At 63.2% G+C, this 19032-nt stretch carries 19 protein-coding genes; 14 read left to right on the top strand and 5 right to left on the bottom strand.

The genetic code is table 11. The features are described from left to right. Window positions 1–2: 2 nt before the first annotated feature. Together CUJ90_RS01350 and CUJ90_RS01355 are read left to right on the top strand one after the other, a co-directional pair. Window positions 3–959, top strand: a complete 957-nt coding sequence (locus tag CUJ90_RS01350) for a D-amino acid aminotransferase (protein ID WP_114161804.1) — start codon at window positions 3–5, stop codon at window positions 957–959. Beyond that, window positions 931–1200: a DUF493 family protein gene (locus CUJ90_RS01355; protein WP_073429337.1), complete on the top strand. Its 270-nt coding sequence runs from the start codon at window positions 931–933 to the stop codon at window positions 1198–1200. The genes CUJ90_RS01350 and CUJ90_RS01355 overlap by 29 nt, the downstream gene beginning before the upstream one ends. 12 nt (window positions 1201–1212) lie before the next feature. Here the strand turns inward: CUJ90_RS01355 and CUJ90_RS01360 are convergent, their stop codons facing one another. Then, a complete protein-coding gene (locus CUJ90_RS01360; protein ID WP_073429338.1) occupies window positions 1213–2181 on the bottom strand; it encodes a transcriptional regulator GcvA in 969 nt (322 codons plus the stop codon). Between the two features lie 98 nt (window positions 2182–2279). On the opposite strand from CUJ90_RS01360, the gene CUJ90_RS01365 reads away from it, so the two are divergent. From CUJ90_RS01365 to lipA, 3 genes are all read left to right on the top strand, one after another. Beyond that, window positions 2280–2606: a DUF2917 domain-containing protein gene (locus tag CUJ90_RS01365; RefSeq protein WP_083084769.1), complete on the top strand. Its 327-nt coding sequence runs from the start codon at window positions 2280–2282 to the stop codon at window positions 2604–2606. Window positions 2607–2717: 111 nt separating this feature from the next. Then, window positions 2718–3443: a lipoyl(octanoyl) transferase LipB gene (lipB, locus tag CUJ90_RS01370; RefSeq protein ID WP_114161805.1), complete on the top strand. Its 726-nt coding sequence runs from the start codon at window positions 2718–2720 to the stop codon at window positions 3441–3443. Window positions 3444–3456: 13 nt separating this feature from the next. After that, window positions 3457–4461, top strand: coding sequence for a lipoyl synthase (lipA, locus tag CUJ90_RS01375; protein ID WP_073429341.1), 1005 nt, complete (start codon window positions 3457–3459; stop codon window positions 4459–4461). 118 nt (window positions 4462–4579) lie between these two features. Here the strand turns inward: lipA and CUJ90_RS33565 are convergent, their stop codons facing one another. From CUJ90_RS33565 to CUJ90_RS01385, 3 genes are all read right to left on the bottom strand, one after another. Then, on the bottom strand, window positions 4580–4714 hold the full coding sequence (locus CUJ90_RS33565) for a hypothetical protein (RefSeq protein WP_268801995.1): 135 nt from the start codon (window positions 4712–4714) through the stop codon (window positions 4580–4582). A 57-nt stretch (window positions 4715–4771) separates the two neighbouring features. Next, window positions 4772–5203: a hypothetical protein gene (locus CUJ90_RS01380; RefSeq protein ID WP_244219952.1), complete on the bottom strand. Its 432-nt coding sequence runs from the start codon at window positions 5201–5203 to the stop codon at window positions 4772–4774. Between the two features lie 168 nt (window positions 5204–5371). Beyond that, entirely contained in the window at window positions 5372–6055 is a 684-nt protein-coding gene (locus CUJ90_RS01385) for a histidinol-phosphatase (protein ID WP_083084766.1), read from the bottom strand. Between the two features lie 235 nt (window positions 6056–6290). On the opposite strand from CUJ90_RS01385, the gene CUJ90_RS01390 reads away from it, so the two are divergent. Both CUJ90_RS01390 and CUJ90_RS01395 read left to right on the top strand, forming a co-directional pair. Continuing rightward, window positions 6291–7958 (top strand): Na/Pi cotransporter family protein, encoded by a 1668-nt coding sequence (locus tag CUJ90_RS01390; RefSeq protein WP_073429343.1) that lies wholly within the window; start codon window positions 6291–6293, stop codon window positions 7956–7958. Between the two features lie 105 nt (window positions 7959–8063). Next, entirely contained in the window at window positions 8064–9161 is a 1098-nt protein-coding gene (locus CUJ90_RS01395; RefSeq protein WP_073432981.1) for an IS5 family transposase, read from the top strand. 154 nt (window positions 9162–9315) lie between these two features. On the opposite strand, the gene CUJ90_RS01400 is transcribed toward CUJ90_RS01395, so the two are convergent. Beyond that, window positions 9316–10086 carry a DeoR/GlpR family DNA-binding transcription regulator gene (locus CUJ90_RS01400; RefSeq protein WP_073429344.1) on the bottom strand — a complete coding sequence of 257 codons (771 nt, stop codon included), beginning with the start codon at window positions 10084–10086 and terminating at the stop codon, window positions 9316–9318. A gap of 216 nt (window positions 10087–10302) precedes the next feature. On the opposite strand from CUJ90_RS01400, the gene ugpQ reads away from it, so the two are divergent. The 7 genes from ugpQ to CUJ90_RS01435 all read left to right on the top strand — a co-directional run bounded on the left by ugpQ (window position 10303) and on the right by CUJ90_RS01435 (window position 19017). After that, window positions 10303–11088, top strand: coding sequence for a glycerophosphodiester phosphodiesterase (gene ugpQ / locus CUJ90_RS01405; protein ID WP_114161806.1), 786 nt, complete (start codon window positions 10303–10305; stop codon window positions 11086–11088). 101 nt (window positions 11089–11189) lie between these two features. Beyond that, a complete protein-coding gene (locus tag CUJ90_RS01410) occupies window positions 11190–12302 on the top strand; it encodes an ABC transporter substrate-binding protein (protein WP_073429346.1) in 1113 nt (370 codons plus the stop codon). 169 nt (window positions 12303–12471) lie between these two features. Then, window positions 12472–13410 (top strand): ABC transporter permease, encoded by a 939-nt coding sequence (locus CUJ90_RS01415; protein ID WP_073429347.1) that lies wholly within the window; start codon window positions 12472–12474, stop codon window positions 13408–13410. Further along, a complete protein-coding gene (locus CUJ90_RS01420; protein ID WP_114161807.1) occupies window positions 13407–14198 on the top strand; it encodes an ABC transporter permease in 792 nt (263 codons plus the stop codon). Before CUJ90_RS01415 ends, CUJ90_RS01420 begins: the two co-directional genes overlap by 4 nt. A 19-nt stretch (window positions 14199–14217) precedes the next feature. Next, window positions 14218–15288, top strand: a complete 1071-nt coding sequence (locus CUJ90_RS01425) for an ABC transporter ATP-binding protein (protein WP_073429349.1) — start codon at window positions 14218–14220, stop codon at window positions 15286–15288. Window positions 15289–15684: 396 nt separating this feature from the next. Next, window positions 15685–16965, top strand: a complete 1281-nt coding sequence (locus tag CUJ90_RS01430) for a dicarboxylate/amino acid:cation symporter (protein ID WP_073429449.1) — start codon at window positions 15685–15687, stop codon at window positions 16963–16965. A 51-nt stretch (window positions 16966–17016) separates the two neighbouring features. Further along, window positions 17017–19017, top strand: a complete 2001-nt coding sequence (locus CUJ90_RS01435; protein WP_114161808.1) for a sensor histidine kinase — start codon at window positions 17017–17019, stop codon at window positions 19015–19017. Window positions 19018–19032 lie beyond the last annotated feature (15 nt).

The raw sequence follows: 19032 nt of genomic DNA on the forward strand, positions 1-19032 counted from the left end.
CGATGACCGCCCTTTCCGATGTTTCGTTCGACCCGATCGTTTATCTGAACGGCGAACTGGTGCCGTTGTCCGAAGCGCGCGTGCCGGTTCTCGACCGCGGCTTTATTTTCGGCGACGGCATTTATGAAGTCGCGCCGCTGTATGCGCATGCCGGCGGCCGCACGGCGTTCCGTTTCACGCAACATCTCGCGCGCCTCGCCCGGTCGGTCGACAAGATCGGCATCGTCAATCCGTTTGGCGACGCCGGCTGGCGCGAGTTGATCGAGCGCGTGGTCGCGGCGAACGAAGCGGACGCCGGCCTCAGCCCCGAGCAGGACGCGATCGCCTACATCCAGGTCACGCGCGGTGTCGCGAAGCGCGCTCACGCGTTTCCGGCCGGCATTCAGCCGACCGTGTTCGTGATGGTCACGCCGCTCAATCTGCCCGGCGCCGCGCAGCGCGCGCAAGGCGTGCGCTGCGTGAGCGCCGAGGACCGTCGCTGGCTCAATTGCGACATCAAGTCGGTGTCGCTGCTCGGCAATGTGCTGATGGCGCAATACGCGGCGGAAAACGACGCGTTCGAGACGATCCAGTTTCGCGACGGCATGCTGACCGAGGGTTCGTCGTCGAACGTGTGGATGGTGAAAGACGGTGTGTTGTCCGCGCCGCCGCGCAGCCACAAGATTCTCGAAGGGATTCGCTACGGGCTGATCGAAGAACTGGCGAGCGAGTGCGGCATCCGCTTCGAGGCGCGCGAGATCGCCGAAGCCGAATTGCGCGCGGCCGATGAGATCATCGTCAGCTCGGCCACCAAGGAAGTGCTGCCGGTCACGCAACTGGACGGTCAGCCGGTTGGCGACGGTAAGCCGGGCGCGGTGTTTGCGGCGCTGTACGCGGCGTATCAGCGCGCCAAGGCAAAGCAGGCGCGAGAGGCGCGGCAAGGAGTGGAAAATGAGTTCCGTGAACGAATCATTGCTTGAGTTTCCGTGCGATTTCCCGATCAAGATCATGGGCAAGTCGCACCCCGAATTCACCGAGACGATCGTCACGGTGGTTCGGCAGTTCGATAGCGAAGTCGACGCCGCAAACGTCGAGACGCGGCCGTCCAGCAGCGGCAATTACACCGGCCTGACGGTGACGGTTCGCGCCACCAGCCGCGAACAGCTCGACAATATCTACCGCGCGCTTACCGGTCACCCGATGGTGAAGGTGGTGCTTTAACGCGCGCGAGCGTCACGGCGCGGCGCGCAAGGCGTTCGCCGTCTGCTCGGTGCCTGCCGCGGGCCGCGCCTCGCAGGCCCGCTCGAAAAGCTGTTTGAAGCGGCCCACCTCGTCGAATACCCAGTCGCGGAACGCCTTGACCCGCGCGGTTTCGAGCATCTGCGGCGGGCAGATGAAGTAGTACTGCCACGGGCTCGGCCCATCCACATCGAATAGCCGCACGAGGCGCCCGGCGGCGATCTCGTGCATCGCCAGCGAACGGCGCGTGAGCGCGACCCCCTGGCCGTCGATGGCCGCTTGCAAAAGATTCGACGAATCCTGATACAGCACGCCGCGTTTCGGCTCCGGCCAGTCGGTGAGGCCGGCGGCGTCGAACCACGGACGCCACAATTCGTCGTCGGAGCGCAGCAGCGGCACCTTGGCCAGATCGGTCGGCGTTTGCGGCAGCTTGCCGCCGTTGAAGGTCGGCGCGCACGCCGGAAAGAAAATCTCCTCCAGCAGAAGCTCCGAATGCAGCCCCGAATATTTGCCGAAGCCGAAACGGATCGCCACGTCGACGTCGTCGCGCGCGAAGTCGGTTAGCGCGTTGGTGGACAGCAGTTCGAGATCCCACTGCGGATGCGCTTCAATAAAGCTGCCGATGCGCGGCGTCACCCAGCGCGCCGCGAACGAAGTCAGCATCGACACGACCAGCCGCCGCTCACGGTCGCCCGCGCGGATTTCGCGGGTGGCGTCGGCGAGCGCCATGAGCGCCGAGCGCACCTGTGCGGCGTAGCGCCGGCCGGTTTCAGTGAGCCGCACGCGTTTGCCGTCGCGGGCGAACAGTGAGACGCCCAGTTCGGCCTCGAGCGCACGAATCTGATGGCTGACTGCGCCGTGGGTGACGAACAGTTCGTCGGCGGCGCGCGAGAAGCTCTCGTGGCGGGCGGCGGCCTCGAATGCCTTGACTGCGTTCAGCGCGGGTAATTGCCGGAGATCCATCGAAATTTTTCTCACATAGAGGTGAAAATAGATCGTTTTGCGTCAACCCTTGCTACGCCTACGATTGTAGCCATGAAACGATTTTTGGCGAGGGCATCATGCGAGAAATTTCCTCTAGCATTGCGTTTGAAATCCGCCGTGGCGAAACGGTTCCGATGAAGGTGGCGCGCAGCACCAGGCTCGTCGTGCAAGGCGGCGCGGTCTGGGTGACACGCAGCGACGACACGGAAGACTATTGGCTGCAACCCGGCCACACGCTACGGCTTCGGCGCGGCGAGCGGCTTTGGCTGAGCGCCGAGGACAGCGCGCAGGCGAAGGTGATGTTTTCCGTGCCGACGCGCTGCGACGAACGCGCGTTGAACTGGTTCGCCCGGGTTGGCGAACGGCTGGCGGCGCGCATGCGCGGCGGCTGGCGGACGGTTTGAGCGGGGAATCGCGCACTGGCAGGTCCGGCGCAGGCCGCGCTTCCGGCGTTCGCCTCGGCGTCGCCGCCGCGCCCGGCGGGGATCGCCGGTTTTCGGTAAACTAGCGCCACCATGTGCGCCACCCCGGTTTCCCCGTCTCCATTGTCCGCCGCGGCGCCGCTCACGCTGCGCTGGCGCGGCGGCGAACCTTACGAAGCCAGTTTCGAAGCCATGCGCGCATTCACCGACGCGCGCATGGCCGACACTCCCGACGAAATCTGGCTGGTCGAACATCCTCCCGTCTTCACCTTGGGCCAGGCCGGCGATCCGTCGCATCTGCTGGCGGCCGATAGCGGCATTCCGCTCGTCAAGGTGGACCGGGGCGGTCAGATCACGTATCACGGGCCCGGTCAGGTGGTGGCCTACCTGCTGCTCGATTTGCGCCGCCGCAAACTGATGGTTCGGGAACTGGTCACGCGGATCGAGCAGGCCGTGATCGACACCCTCGCGGCGTATAATCTCGCCGGAGAACGCAAGGCGGGCGCCCCCGGCATCTACGTGGCGCCTTATCCGCAAGCCGGCTTGCACGCCGGCGCGAAGATCGCCGCGCTGGGTCTGAAAATCCGCAACGGCTGCAGCTATCACGGCGTGAGCCTCAATGTGAACATGGACTTGCGGCCGTTTCTGGCCATCAACCCATGCGGCTACGCGGGGCTCGAAACAGTCGATATGGCGACGCTCGGCGTTGCCGCCGGCTGGGACGACGTGGCCCGCACCCTTGCAGCACGCCTCACCGCAAACCTCGACGGCAGTCCCGCGGCCGTCGCCCAACCGCAGGCCGGTGCGATCACCGCCTGACTGGACCGAACGAATGACTGACGTTACCGCGAACCTCGCAACTTCTCCCGCCGCCGAAGCCGTGCCGGCTTCCGCCGCCTACGACGCCACCGCGAAGCAGAAGGCGCAAGCCAAAACCGCCCGCATTCCGATCAAGATCGTCCCGATCGAAAAATTGAAGAAACCGGATTGGATCCGCGTCAAGGCGGCGACCGGCAATTCGCGCTTCTACGAAATCAAGCAGATTCTGCGCGAGCACAATCTGCACACGGTGTGCGAAGAAGCAAGCTGCCCGAACATCGGCGAATGCTTCGGCAAGGGCACCGCGACCTTCATGATCATGGGCGACAAGTGCACGCGCCGCTGCCCGTTCTGCGACGTCGGCCACGGCCGCCCCGATCCGCTGGACACCGAGGAGCCGGGCAACCTCGCGCGCACCATCGCCGCGCTGAAGCTGAAATACGTGGTGATCACCAGCGTCGATCGCGACGATTTGCGCGACGGCGGCGCGGCTCACTTCGTGGAATGCATTCGGCAGACGCGCGAGCTGTCGCCGGAAACGCGCATCGAAATTCTGACGCCGGACTTCCGCGGCCGCCTGGATCGCGCGCTCGGCATTCTGAACGCCGCACCGCCCGATGTGATGAACCACAACCTCGAAACGGTGCCGCGTCTGTACAAGGAAGCGCGTCCGGGTTCCGATTACGCGCATTCGCTGAAGCTGCTGAAGGACTTCAAGGCGCTGCATCCGGACGTCGCCACCAAGTCCGGCCTGATGGTCGGCCTCGGCGAAACCGAGGAAGAAATCCTGCAAGTGATGCGCGACCTGCGCGAGCACGACGTGGACATGCTGACGATCGGCCAGTATCTGCAACCGTCGGAACACCATTTGCCGGTGCGCTCGTATGTGCATCCCGACACGTTCAAGATGTACGAGGAAGAAGCGTACAAGATGGGCTTCACGCATGCCGCCGTGGGCGCGATGGTTCGATCGAGCTACCACGCCGATTTGCAGGCGCACGGAGCAGGCGTGGTCTGAGCGGGTTGATTACGGTCGGTTTGAAAAAAGCAAAGCCCGCACATGTTGCGGGCTTTGTTCTTTTTGGCAAGCGAACTGTGAGCGCTGGAATCATGCGCTCACGGAACATGCGAGCGGACTACCGGTAGTAGCGCGCGAGCAGCATTGAGATCGAAGCCAGCGTTGCACCAATTAACGTGAACGGGTACATGAGGTCGATAAAGCGATTGCGCAGCGCGCGATTCTCGATGAGGTGATCGATCAGATTCGGCATGTTGGCTCTCCCTGTTAGGCTCGGTGAAAAAGTATAGTGCAATCGTCCTGGTATTGGTTAGGCTAGCGAATAATGAGATGCGGAGAAAGAGGCGGCGACGGCTGCGGTCATGAATAGCGAAAACCACATCAGCCTTCGGTCGCGCGGTTCTTCGCTGTCGTTTCGCGCGGGGTGATACACCGCGTCAGCCGCAGCGAACGATACGAGGATCGACGCCAGCGAGCCGTCGGTTCGTGCGTCGCCTAGCGCAGAGCCAATCTCATAACAAGCGCTCGCGCACATCGAAATGACGACCCAGAGAAGCTGTCCGTCTTTGATGGCTTTTATCGCAATGCCCTGCGACGCCCGCCGAAAAACGCGCGATAAACTCAACAAGGGCAGCAGTGCAATCGGCCCAAACACCGGCACGCCGACATTGAAGAACAGCCAGCTCAAACAACTGAATACGCAGACCATGGCGGATGCGAAGAATGGCAACGCGAAGATCATCGCGCTGCGTGCCGCACGCGGTCAATCTGCCGAACGGCCAGCTTGCGCAACTGGATATCGACGCGTCATCATTCGCGAGAACCCATGCAGTGCCCGTTGCGGGTCGCTCAGTCGCGGCATGCAGGCGCTGGAGCCGCGGTTAACACCGTCGAGGCGACGCCTGTCGATTCAAGCAAACAGCTCGATCACCGGCCAGCCGCGTTCTGCCGCAATCGCTCGCAGCCGCGCGTCGGGATTCGTCGCGACCGGGTGCGTGACGCGCTCCATCAAGGGCACGTCGTTGATCGAGTCGCTATAGAAATAGCTCTGCGGAAAATCCTGCAAGCAATGGCCGAGCGACGCCAGCCAGTTCTCGGTGCGCGTGATCTTGCCTTCGCGAAAAGTCGGCACGCCCACTGAGCTTCCGGTAAAGCGCGCGAGCGGATCGCCGTGTTCCGTGTCGAGTTCGATCCCGAGCAGATGCTCGAAGCCCAGCGCCTTGCCGATCGGCTGTGTGATGAACACATTGGTGGCGGTAACGATGCAGCACAAATCGCCCGCCTCGATATGGCGTTGCACGAGTTCGCGCGCGGCCGGCAAAATCGCCGGCGTGATCACGTCCTGCATGAACTGCGCATGCCATGCGTCGAGTTGCTCGCGCGAGTGGCGGGCGAGCGGCGCCAGCGTGTAGTTCAGGTAATCGGTCATATCGAGCGTGCCGGCCACGTACTGCCGGTAATACTCGTCGATCTCTTGCGCGTGCCGCGCAGCGCCCTCTATGCCCAGGCCCGCAATGAAGTGAGCCCACGCCTGATCGCTGTCGAGCGGCAGCAGCGTGTGGTCCAGGTCGAACAGCGCAAGATTGCGGCTCATCCAGCGTCCTCGTGATCAAGTGGGCGAACGAAGTAAGTAGCGGAGCGATGAACGACGAAACATGCGTCCACAAAGGTCGACGCCATTCGTACACCGCGTGCCACCGAGCGTATATTTAAAAGCACAAAATTACAATAAGGCAAAATTGTGCAACACTACTGTCATACGCCCCGGGTGCCGGTTCGCGCGGCATGCGGTTCGGGTCATGGCAGCAGGAACGGACGCGCAGTGCCTTATGTTGATACTCCTTAACCTCCTGGCCGGTGTGGCGCTCCTCGTGTGGGGCTCGCACATCGTGCGTACCGGCATCCTGCGGGTGCTCGGCGCCGATCTGCGCAGCGTGCTCGGCCGCAGCACCAGCAGCCGCTGGCGCGCCTTTCTGTCGGGCGTCGGCGTAACGAGCCTGGTACAGAGCAGCAATGCCACCGCGGTGATCGTCACGTCGTTCGCGGCGCAAGGTCTGGTGCCGCTGACCAGCGGCCTTGCGATCATGCTCGGCGCCGATGTCGGCACCGCGCTGATGGCGCGGGTCCTCACACTCGATCTTTCATGGCTGTCGCCGATTCTGATTCTGTTCGGCGTGCCGCTCTTCCTGTCGCGCAAGCAAACGCGCCTGGGGCAGGTCGGGCGCACGCTGATCGGGCTCGGTCTGATCCTGCTGGCGCTGCATCTGATCGTCGAGGCCGCCCAGCCGATGACGCAAGGCGCCGGCGTGCGCGTGATGTTCGGCGCGCTGACCGGCGACACCATGCTCGATGCGCTCGTCGGCGCGGCGTTCGCGATGCTGTCCTATTCGAGCCTCGCCGCGGTTCTGCTCACCGCGACGCTCGCCTCGTCCGGCGTGATCTCGCTGAAGGTCGCGTTGTGTCTGGTGATCGGCGCGAATCTCGGCAGCGGCGTGCTCGCGCTCATGGGCACCGTCGCGCAAAATTCGGCGGCGCGGCGGCTCGCGTTGGGTAGCTTCGCGTTCAAGCTGGCCGGTGCGCTGCTGATCCTGCCGTTCACCTCGCTGCTCGCGCGCGGTTTGCCGGTGTTGATCGCGAATCCGCGCGAAGCCACGGTCGGCTTCCATCTGATCTACAACGCGCTGCGTTGCTGCGCGTGCCTGTCGCTGATCGACCCGGTCGCGCGCATCTGCACCCGCGTGCTGCACGACCGGCCGCTGCCGAACGGCGAACTGCGGCCGCTGCACCTGGATACCGCGGCGCTGTCCACGCCCACGCTCGCGCTCGCGAATGCCTCGCGAGAGGCGCTGCGTATCGGCGACATCGTGCGGACGATGCTCGACAACGTGGCGGAGCTGATTCACCACAACAACCTGGACAAAGCGCGCGAAACCGTCCGCATGGACGACGACGTCGACGAACTCTACGCCGCGGTCAAAACGTACCTCACGCTGATCTCGCGCGAGCAGTTGGACGAAGCCGACAGCCGCCGCTGGACCGACATCATTTCGCTGACGATCAACCTGGAGCATGCGGGCGACATCATCGAGCGGATCGTCGGCGATATCGAGGAGAAGAAGATCGCGCACCGCCTTTCGTTTTCAGAGGAAGGGCTGGGCGAACTGGACGACCTCCAGGCGCGGCTCGTCAGCAATCTGCAACTTGGCCTCTCCGTGTTCCTCAATAACGATCTACGTTGCGCCGAGCGACTGTTGGCCGAGAAGGAGCGCTTTCGCGACCTGGAGCGCGCGTATTCCTACAAGCACCTCGATCGTCTCGCGGGACAGAGCCTGCGCAGCATCGAGACCAGCGCGTTGCATCTGGACCTGATCAGCGACATGAAGCGGCTCAACTCGTTGTTCTGTTCGACCGCCTATCCGGTGCTCGACGCAGCCGGCGCGCTGCACGACACGCGCTTGCGCAAACGCGTGCTCGATACGATGCATGTGAAGGAATAGGCGCGGGCGCCCGATCCTAGCAGGCTGCTGAAGTATCGGCGGTAATGTCATCGCTGAAGGCCCCTGAAGCGTTGATGGAAGACCCCCACTTGCCCCTTGGAGATCATGCGCGGCGCCGACACATTCACCGAGAGTTTGTTTTCCATGCGCAAGCTGGACGACTTCGTTCCGAAGTCGCATCCGTTGCGTTCGATCCGGGTGATGGCGAACGAAGCACTGGTGAAGATGGATCGGTTGTTTGCCGGGATGTACGAGGCCGACCTCAAGGGTGGGCGGCCGAGCATCGCGCCGGAGAAGTTGCTGCGAGCCATGCTGATCCAGGTGCTCTACAGCATCCGCTCGGAGCGCCAATTGATGGATCAGGTGCAATACAACCTGCTGTTTCGCTGGTTCATCGGCCTGGCGATGGATGACGAGGTTTGGGTACCGACGGTCTTCACGAAGAACCGCGAACGCCTGATCAAGCATGATGCGGTGATCGAATTCTTCAACGAAGTGGTGGCGATCGCTGAGAAGAAGTGCCTGCTCTCGGGAGAGCACTTCAGCGTGGACGGCACGCTGATCCAGGCGTGGGCGGGGCACAAGAGCTTCGTGCCCAAGGACAGTGACGATCAGGACAGCGACGGCGGCAACGCAGGCGACTTTAAAGGCGAGAAGCGCAGCAACGAGACGCATGAGTCCCGGACCGATCCCGATGCACGGCTCTATCGCAAAGGCAATACGGCCAGCGAATTGCGTTACATGGGCCACACGCTGACCGACAATCGACATGGTCTGGTGGTCAACGCGTGCGTGACGCGCGCTGACGGGCACGCCGAGCGCGAAGCGGCCAAGGTCATGATCAACGACGCGCGGCAAGCGGCAGAAGATGCGAGCGCAGAAATCACGCTGGGCGCAGACAAGGGTTACGACGCACAGGAATTCATCGAGGCGTGCCAGCAGATGAAGGTCACACCGCACGTTGCGCAAAACACCTCGGGGCGGCGTTCATCCGTGCCCGATACCATTGCCTCGAGCGTGGGCTACGCCATTTCGCAGCAAAAGCGCAAGTTGATCGAACAAGGCTTCGGGTGGGCCAAGACCGTGGGGCGCATGCGCCAGGTGGTGGTGCGCGGGTTGAAGAAAGTGGACCAGATGTTCGTGTTGAACATGGCTGCCTACAACCTCGTGCGCATGCGCTCACTGACACAAGTCCGTCTGTAGCAGCGAAAAACGCGGCAATGAAGCCAGAAATTGGCCTCAAACTGCCGAACAAGCGTGGAATTCACGTTGAAATTGCACAATGCGATAAACCTTGTGGCGAGAGCCGCGTAAGTGCAGAAAGGCTGCTTCTGTCGGACTGTATTTCAGCAGCCTGCTAGGCCAGCACGATTTCTTCCAGCTTCTTTTTTAGCGATGCAAAGTCGGCGGCCTCGGCCGCCTTTTTGTTGGTGACGAGCACGTCGATCCGATCGATCGGGCAGTACGAAATGCGGCTGCGCTGGCCGATCTTGCTGTAGTCGGCGAGGATGATCACGCGGTCCGCGTTGGCGACCATCGCGCGCGCCACTTCCGTTTCGGCGTGATCGTAGTTGGTTGCGCCATGCCGGTGGTCGACGCCGACCGGCGACAGCAGCGCCATGTCCGCGCGATAGCGCTGGATGTCGAGCACGGTGGTGGCGCCGGTGGTCGCCATTGCGCGGTCGCTGATCGAGCCGCCGAGCAGGATCACTTCGTTGGCCGCGTCGGCTTGCTCCACGGCGCCGCGCATTTTCAGCGCGACGTCGATCGAGTTGGTGACAACGGTGAGATTCGCCAGTTTCGCCAGTTGTTCGGCGAGCGCCGCGGTGGTCGTGCCCGCGTCGATGAAAAGCGTCTGGCCGCTCGCGATCAAACCGGTGGCGGCCTTGGCAATCGCCGTTTTCGATTTGACGCGCGTGTGAGCGCGTTCGGCGATCGGCGCTTCGTCGGCGGGTCTGATTGCGCCGCCGTGCACGCGCCGCAGTTCGCCGAGCGCTTCGAGATCGAGCAGATCGCGCCGCACGGTTTCGCGTGACACGCCAAGGTCCGCCATGATCCGTTCGGTCGACACGCGTTGAAGCGTCGACAACAACGCTCGAATTCTCTGATGACGGTCTTCCTGCCACATGCGTTTTTCCCTGGATGCGAACGCGCGTTACACGACTTTGTTTCTAAGGACGACATCGTGGACACGAATGTGTGTCCGGGCGATGTCAAGCGTACTACTTTAGCCGGATTGTGTTGTATTTTTTTGGCAGCTTGCAAGTTTGTGTATTTCAACTTAGCCTTCGCAAATCATAGCGTCGTGCCTATTTCGAACTATCCGCATGGAAGGTGACGAGACGTGGGAAACGGGATTGATCGCGCTGTATCCGCAGACTGGCAGTATCCGCAACTGGTCGCGCATCGTTGCGGCGGCAGCCTCGCGCCTGAGAACACATTGGCCGGTTTCGACGCGTGCGTGCGCCACGGCTACCGCATGGTCGAATTCGACGCCAAGCTTTCCGCGGACAACCAGCTTTTCCTGCTGCACGACGACACCCTCGAACGCACCACCAACGGTCATGGCGCCGCCGCCGACTACACCTGGGCGCAACTCGCCGCGCTCGACGCCGGCGCCTGGTACGGACCGCAATTCGCGGGCACGCGTCTGCCGACGCTGGCCGACGCGGCCATGCGTTGCGCGCGCGACGGCATTGCCGCCAACATCGAAATCAAGCCGTGTCCGGGCCGCGACGAGATCACCGGTCGGCTGGTCGCAAGCGGCGCGCTGACATTGTGGCAAGGACAGACGCCGCCGCTGCTTTCATCGTTTTCATTCGACGCGCTCGCCGCGGCGCGCGACGCCGCGCCTTCATTGCGGCGCGGCATGCTGTTCGAAGAGGTGCCGGCGGACTGGCTGCGCATCGTGCGTGAACTGGACTGCGTGTCGCTGCACGCGAGCCACCGGCATCTGAGCGAGCCGCTGGTCGCGGACATCCGCGCGGCCGGCTTGCGCGTGCTCGCCTACACGGTGAATGAACCGGCGCGCGCCCTGCTGCTGGCGCAGTGGGGCGTTGACATGATTTGTACCGATCGTATCGATAGACTGAAACCCGACATGTTTTCCGCACCGGCTAATCCGGTGTGAACATGCCGCGGGCGGGCGAGTGCGAATCACACCCGCCCGCCTTGATGCTCGAACCAGAAATTTTCCAAACGTAGCAATTTCGGCAGAGGATGGGGAAAACCATGAACCGCACCGCGTTAGCTCGCATACTTTCGCTGTCGACCGTCGCGGGCGTTGCCGCAGCCGGCGTGAGCAGCGCCTCGGCCGCGCCGCTCGACGCGCTGGTCGCCGCCGCCAAGCAGGAAGGCCAGCTCACGGTGATCGCGTTGCCGCACGACTGGTGCAACTACGGTCAACTGGTCGCCGGCTTTCAGAAGAAATACGGCATCAAGATCAACGAACTGAATCCGGACGCCGGTTCCGGCGACGAAGTCGAAGCCATCAAGGCGAACAAGGGCAACAAGGGGCCGCAAGCGCCCGACGTGATCGACGTGGGTTTGTCGTTCGGTCCCACGGCGAAGGCGGAAGGTTTGCTGCAACCGTACAAGGTTTCGTCGTGGAACTCGATTCCCAAGGAACTGAAAGACGCCGACGGCTATTGGTACGGCGACTACTACGGCGTGCTGTCGTTTGAAGTGAACGCCGACATGATCGACAAGGCGCCCACCGACTGGAGCGATCTGCTCAAGGCGGACTACAAGAACGCCGTGTCGCTCGCGGGCGATCCGCGCTCGGCCAACCAGGCGATTCAGGCCGTGTTCGCGGCCGGTCTGTCGCAAAGCAAGGGCGACGTGAGCAAGGCCGATAAAGCCGGCCTCAAGTACTTCGCCGATCTGAACAAGAGCGGCAACTTCGTGCCGGTGATCGGCAAGGCCGCATCGCTCGCGCAGGGCACGACGCCGATCATCGTGCGCTGGGACTACAACGCGCTGGCCGACCGCGATACGTTGAAGGGCAATCCGAAGGTGCAGGTGGTGATTCCGAAAACCGGCGTGGTCGCGGGCGTGTACGTCCAGGCGATCAGCGCGTATGCGCCGCATCCGAACGCGGCCAAGCTGTGGATGGAATACCTGTACTCGGACGAAGGCCAGATCGGCTGGCTGGCCGGCTATTGCCACCCGATGCGCTATAACGAAATGGTCGCGGCGAAGAAGGTTCCGCAAGCGCTGCTCGACAAGCTGCCGCCGCCTTCGTCGTACAAGAACGTGGTGTTCCCGACGCTGTCGCAACAGGACGCGTACAAGGAAACCATCACCAAGCATTGGGACGAAGCGGTCGGCGCGAACGTCAAGTGAGCGTCAGGTAAGCGCTCAACTGAGCGCCAACTGAGCATCAACTGAGCGCAGCGACGAACCTGGCCGCGGACGTACCGCGGCTTCAAACCATAGCGTGAAGTCGGGCCGGCGGCGCGCCGCTCGTAATGAGCGGCGCCCCCGGCGTTAGCCAGATTGCCAAGGGTGAGCTATGAGTGCTTCATCGGATGCCGGGTCGGTCCAAACGGAACTGCTGGTTCCTCCCGTGCCCACCCCAACGCCTCGCGTCGACGGTCCGGGCCGCGCGTCGCAGTTGCTCGCCTGGATCGGCGTGGTGCCGTTTTTCACCTTCGCGCTGCTGTTTCTGATTCTGCCGACCGGCTTTCTGATGATCGGCGCGTTCCAGGATTCGCAAGGTCACTTCACGCTCGCCAACTTTCGTGACCTGCTTCAGCCGACGGTCATGAACGCGTATCTGATCAGTTTCAAGGTGAGCGCGGCGTCGTCGCTCGGCGGCGCGGTGATCGGCTCGCTGCTGGCCTGGGCGGCGGTGCAAGGCAAGCTGCCGCGCTGGATTCGCCCGACCCTGATGACGTTTTCCGGCGTCGCTTCGAACTTCGCCGGCGTGCCGCTCGCGTTCGCTTTCATCTGCACATTGGGGCGCGTCGGACTCGTCACCGTGTTGCTGAAGAAGTACCTCGACATCAATCTCTATTCGACCGGCTTCAGCATTCTGAGCTTTACCGGCCTGACGCTGACTTACCTGTACTTCCAGATTCCATTGATGGTGCTGATCGTCACGCCCGCGCTCGACGGCCTGAAGCGCGAATGGCGCGAGGCGTGCGACTGCCTCGGCGGCACCGCGTACCAATACTGGCGCCACGTCGCGTTGCCGGTGCTGTGGCCGAGCGTGCTCGGCGCCACATTGCTGCTGTTCGCCAACTCGTTCGGCGCGGTCGCCACGGCCTATGCGTTGACGGGAAGTTCGCTGAACATCGTCACGATCCTGCTGTACGCGCAGATTCGCGGCGACGTGATGCACAACCAGAACCTCGGCTACGCGCTCGCGCTCGGCATGGTGCTGGTGACGGGCCTCTCGAACGGCGGCTACATCTGGCTGCGTTCGCGCGCTGAAAGGGGGCGCCGATGAAAAGCCAGTCGCGGGTGGGCGCGTGGGCCGCGATGATCGTCGGTTCGCTGTATTTCCTGATTCCGTTGATCGCCACGGTCGAATTCAGCATGCGCATGAAGCGCGGCGTCTACAGTTTCGAGGCGTACCGCGTCGTGCTGGCCGATCCGCGCTTTCAGGCCTCGTTCGGCTATTCGATCATGATGGCGGTGTTCACGATCGTCGTCGGCGTGCTGCTGGTGGTGCCGACCGCCTACTGGGTGCAGTTGCGGCTGCCGAAGCTGCGGCCGGTCGTCGAATTCATCACGCTGCTGCCGCTGGTGGTGCCCGCGATCGTGATCGTGTTCGGCTATCTGCGCATCTATAACAGCAGTTCGATCCTGCCGCTCACCGGCAACGAGCGCGCAACGGATTTGCTGCTGGTGTTCGGTTACGTGACGCTCGCGCTGCCGTACATGTACCGCGCGGTGGACGCGGGCCTGCGCGCCGTCGACGTGCGTTCGCTGACCGAGGCCGCCGAATGTCTCGGCGCGAACTGGCCGACGATTCTCTTCAAGGTGATCTTTCCGAACATCCGCTCGGGGATTCTCTCCGGCGCGTTTCTCACCTTCGCGGTGGTGATCGGCGAGTTCACGCTGGCGAGTCTGCTCGATCGGCCCGCGTTCGGTCCGTATCTGCAATTGATCGGCGCGAACCGCGCTTATGAGCCGTCGGCGCTTGCGATCATCGCGTTCGTGATCACGTGGGCGTCGATGGGATTGATTCAGGTATTCGGCTCGGCCCGCGCGACCGGCGGCCAAAAAACTTGACGGACTGAGGCAGCGAATCATGGCATTCCTTGAGATCGAAAATCTGCATAAGTCCTTCGGGACGAACACGGCGCTGCATCACTTCGACATGAAGATCGAGCGCGGCGAATTCATCACCTTTCTCGGACCGTCCGGCTGCGGCAAGACGACCGTGCTGCGGATGATCGCCGGCTTCGAAACGCCGACGCGCGGCGTCATCCGGCTCGACAACAAGGACGTCACGCACCTTCGCACGCGGCAGCGCAAGGTCGGCATGGTGTTCCAGTCGTATGCGCTGTTTCCCAACATGACGGTGGCCGAGAATATCGGCTTCGGTCTGAAGATCACGCATCGGCCGCAGGCGGAGATCAACAGCCGCGTCGAGGAGATGCTGCATCTGATCAAGCTGCCGCATCTGGGCGGGCGTTATCCGTGGCAGTTGTCGGGCGGGCAGCAGCAGCGCGTGGCGTTGGCGCGCGCGTTGGCCGGCAAGCCGCAAGTGCTGTTGCTCGACGAGCCGCTTTCCGCGCTCGACGCCAAGATTCGTATTTCGCTTCGGCAGGACATTCGCGCGTTGCAGCGTGAGCTCGGCATCACGTCGATTTTCGTCACGCACGACCAGGAAGAGGCGCTGTCGATTTCCGACCGCATCGTCGTGATGAACGAGGGTCGCGTCGAACAGATCGGCTCGCCTTCGGAAATCTACAACTATCCGCGCACGCGCTTTGTCGCGTCGTTCGTCGGCACGCTGAATATTCTCGCCGGGCATGTGGTCGATCCGGCGACCGGCAAGATGGCCGTGGACGGTCAGGAGCTCACCACCACCCAGGAACTGCCGCCGGACGATGCCGGCAAGAAGCGTCTGCTCGCGTTGCGCCCTGAAGCGATCGTGCTGGAGCCGGCCGCGCCGGGCCGCAACACGCTGAACGCCACCGTCGAGGAAGTGAATTTCCTCGGCGCGGTGGTGCGCATCAGAACGCGCGTGAAAGACGCCGTGATTTCGCTCGACGTGTTCAACGATCCGAATCGCGGCTTGCCCGAACGGGGGCAGCCGGTGTCGCTCGGTTTTTCTCACGAAAACTTGCTGGTGCTGGAAGAAGGCGGTGCTTGACCTTGATTGACGCAGCGCGCGCAGGGCCGAACCGCGCCGTTGAAAAGGCGTCCGGGTTTTCCCGAGGCCGCCGCTCCGATGGATTCCGGATTACCCGACGCCCCTTGTCCCGATTTCCGGAATCCCGGACGCCGCATTCCGCCGCGCGACGAAAAACCGATAAAAATCAAGCGGTTGCGTTTTGATTCGAGCTGGCATCGACCTTGCGAAATAGATAACGCGGCCGCAACGGTCCGACAACTAAAGCAAGGAGACAACGATGTCTGATTTCCCTTCCCGGTATTTCTGAATTCGTCGTCTTGTCGCGGCCTAATGCCGTGCACAGGCGTGACGGGTTCCGTTCGCATGATGCGCAGCGTGGCAGGCCATGGGCTCACCCACATCGCAGGTAATATCGTGAAGAAACCTTTCTACAAAGTGCTGTACGTCCAGGTGATCGCGGCGATCATCATCGGCATCGCGCTCGGCCATTACTATCCGACGCTCGCGGTCGACATGAAACCGCTCGGCGACGGCTTCATCAAGCTGATCAAGATGGTGATCGGGCCGATCATCTTCTGTACGGTCGTGACCGGTATCGCCGGCATGGAGGACATGAAGAAGGTCGGGCGCGTCGGCGGCAAGGCGCTGCTGTACTTCGAGGTCGTCTCCACCTTCGCGCTGATCCTCGGCCTGATGGCGACGCATCTGCTGAAACCGGGCGTCGGCTTCAACATCGATCCGGCCACGCTCGACGGCAAGGCTGTCGCCTCGTATGCCGCGAAGGCGCACGGCCAGACCACCGTCGATTTCCTGATGCACCTGATCCCGGACACGCTCGTGTCCGCGTTCGCCCAGGGTGAAATCCTGCAGATCCTGCTGATCGCGCTGCTGTTCGGCGCGGTGCTCGCGACGGCCGGCGAGAAGGGCAAGGTCGTGACGAACTTCATCGACGGGATCTCGCATGTGCTGTTCGGCATCGTGCGCATCATCACGAAGCTGGCGCCGATCGGCGCGTTCGGCGCGATGGCGTTCACGATCGGCAAGTACGGCATCGGCTCGCTGCTGCCGATGCTCAAGCTGATCGGCACGTTCTATCTGACCTCGATCGTGTTCGTGGTGGTGGTGCTCGGCATCATCGCGCGCGCGGTGGGCTTCAACATCCTGCGCTTCATCGGCTACATCAAGGAAGAGATGCTGATCGTGCTCGGCACGAGTTCGTCGGAAGCCGCGCTGCCGCAACTGATGCTCAAGCTCGAGCGGCTCGGCTGCTCGCGTTCGGTGGTGGGTCTGGTGGTGCCGACCGGTTATTCGTTCAACCTCGACGGCACCAACATCTACATGACGATGGCCGTGCTGTTCATCGCCCAGGCGACCAACATCGATCTCACGTGGACGCAACAGCTCACGCTGCTGGCGGTGACGATGCTCACCTCGAAGGGCGCGAGCGGTGTGACCGGCGCGGGCTTCATCACGCTGGCCGCGACGCTCGCCGTGGTGCCGACCATTCCGCTGTCGGGCATGGTGCTGATTCTCGGCATCGACCGCTTCATGAGCGAATGCCGTGCGCTGACCAACATCGTCGGCAACGGCGTGGCGACGGTCGTGGTGTCGGCATGGGAAAAGGAACTGGACCGCAACAAGCTGAACGCGGCATTGCGCGGCGATGTGCCGCTCAAAGAGCCGGCCGGCGTTTAAGCCGCGTACCGGCTGCCAGAACCACGACGCTCACGGCCGCGGACACCTCGCATGAAACCGGTGGCCGCGAGCCGCAACCCCACGCCGTCGGCCGACGAAGCTCGCGCCGACGGCGTGTCGCCTTATGCCACAATAACTGATCCTCACCGATCGGATATTGCCAACGTGACGCGCCGCCTGCTGATCCTCTTCGCGCTCGTCGCCGGGCTCGTGGCGGCGTGCGGGCTCACTTACAGCGTCGCGTGGCAAAGCGGGATCGACAACTTGCGGCGCAACGCCGCGGTGCGCGTCGACCGCACCACCAGCGCGCTGAAGAGCACGCTGGAGCGCTACGAATCTCTGCCGTATCTGCTGGCCGAACATCCCAGCGTGCAAGACGTGCTGGTCGATCCGACTCCGGCCAACGTCGAGCGCGCCAATCACTATCTCGAAGACCTCAACCGTCACGCGCGCGCGACGGTCACTTACATCATTCCGCTCAACGGGTACTGCGTGGCCGCGAGCAACTGGCGCGGGCCGGGCAGTTTCATCGGCGCGGGCTATCACTTCCGGCCGTATTTTCTCGATGCGGTCAAAGGCGGCGTGGGCCGCTTCTTCGGCATCGGCACGATCTCGCAGGCGCCGGGCTACTACATTTCGCAGCCGGTGCGGCGCGCGGGCAAGATCGTCGGCGTGGCGGTCGTCAAACTCGATCTCGAATGGTTTCAGAGCGCGGATGCGTCCGAGCCGCTCGTCGTCACCGACGATCATGGCGTGATCTTTCTGTCCGCCGTGCCCGCGTGGAAATATCACACGATACGGCCGCTGTCGGGCCAGGTCGCCGATTCGATCTACCAGGCGCGTCAGTACGCGCAGCAGCCGATCGCGCCGCTGCCGGTGACGATCGAGCGCACGCTCGAAGGCAACGCGCAGATCGTGCGCATCGGCGGCGGCCGCTATGCGCCGCGCTACCTCGCGTCGCGGCGCGGCATGGGCGAACCGGACTGGCATCTGATCACGATGTCGCCCGTCGATCCGGTCGACGCCGACGCGCGCAACGCGACCATCGTCACGGGCTTCGGCTACATCTCGCTCGTGCTGCTCGCGTTCTACTGGAGAATGCGCCGCGCTCGCGTGCGCGAGGTGATGAGAAGCCGCGCGCTGCTGCAAAAGGCCTATGCCGAATTGAATCGGCGGGTCGCCGAGCGCACCGCGGATCTTTCGCAGGCGAACGAGCAATTGCAGAAGGAAGTCGCCGAACGCACGCGCGCCGAACAGGAACTGCGCGCCGCGCACGACGAGCTGATCCAGGCGAGCAAGCTCGCCGCGCTCGGCCAGATGGCGGCCGGCATCACGCACGAATTGAATCAGCCGCTCGCGGCATTGCGTGGATTCTCGGACAACACGCGTGTGCTGCTCGATCGCGGCGACCACGCGTCGGCGCGCGACAACCTCGAAGCAATCGCCTCGCTCACCGAGCGCATGGGCAAGATCACCAATCAGTTGAAGCTGTTCGTCGGACGAGCGCGGCCGCGCAATGCGCGCGCGCCGGTCGTGCGGGCGCTGCGCAACGTGATCGGGTTGCTGCAAAAGCGCTTGCAAGGCGTGGAAATGGAGTTCGCCTTGCTCGACGCCGACAGCGGCGCGCGCGCGCCCTTGAACCTCTCCGACGACCATCCCGAACTGATCGCCCATTGCGACGACTTGCGGCTCGAACAGGTGCTGATCAATCTGCTCGGCAATGCGCTGGATGCAACCGCTGGCATGAGTCCGCCGCGCATTTCGATCGAGATCGAAGTCGCGGAGACGAGCTTGTCGTTCGCCGTGAGCGACAATGGTCCGGGCATTCCCGAAGACGTGCTGCCGCGCCTGTTCGAACCGTTCTTCACCACCAAGGAAATGGGGCAAGGGCTTGGCCTCGGCCTCGCGATTTCGTCGTCGATCGCCCGCGATTGCGGAGGGACGCTGGTGGCGCGCAACGCGGCGCACGGCGGCGCATTATTCGTGTTGACGCTGCGCCGCGCTGGCGTGCAAACGAGCCATACATCGGACCCGCTGACGACGGGTTCCTGAATCAGACGGAAAACG

This window comes from Paraburkholderia terricola (assembly GCF_003330825.1).
Lineage (GTDB): Bacteria > Pseudomonadota > Gammaproteobacteria > Burkholderiales > Burkholderiaceae > Paraburkholderia > Paraburkholderia terricola.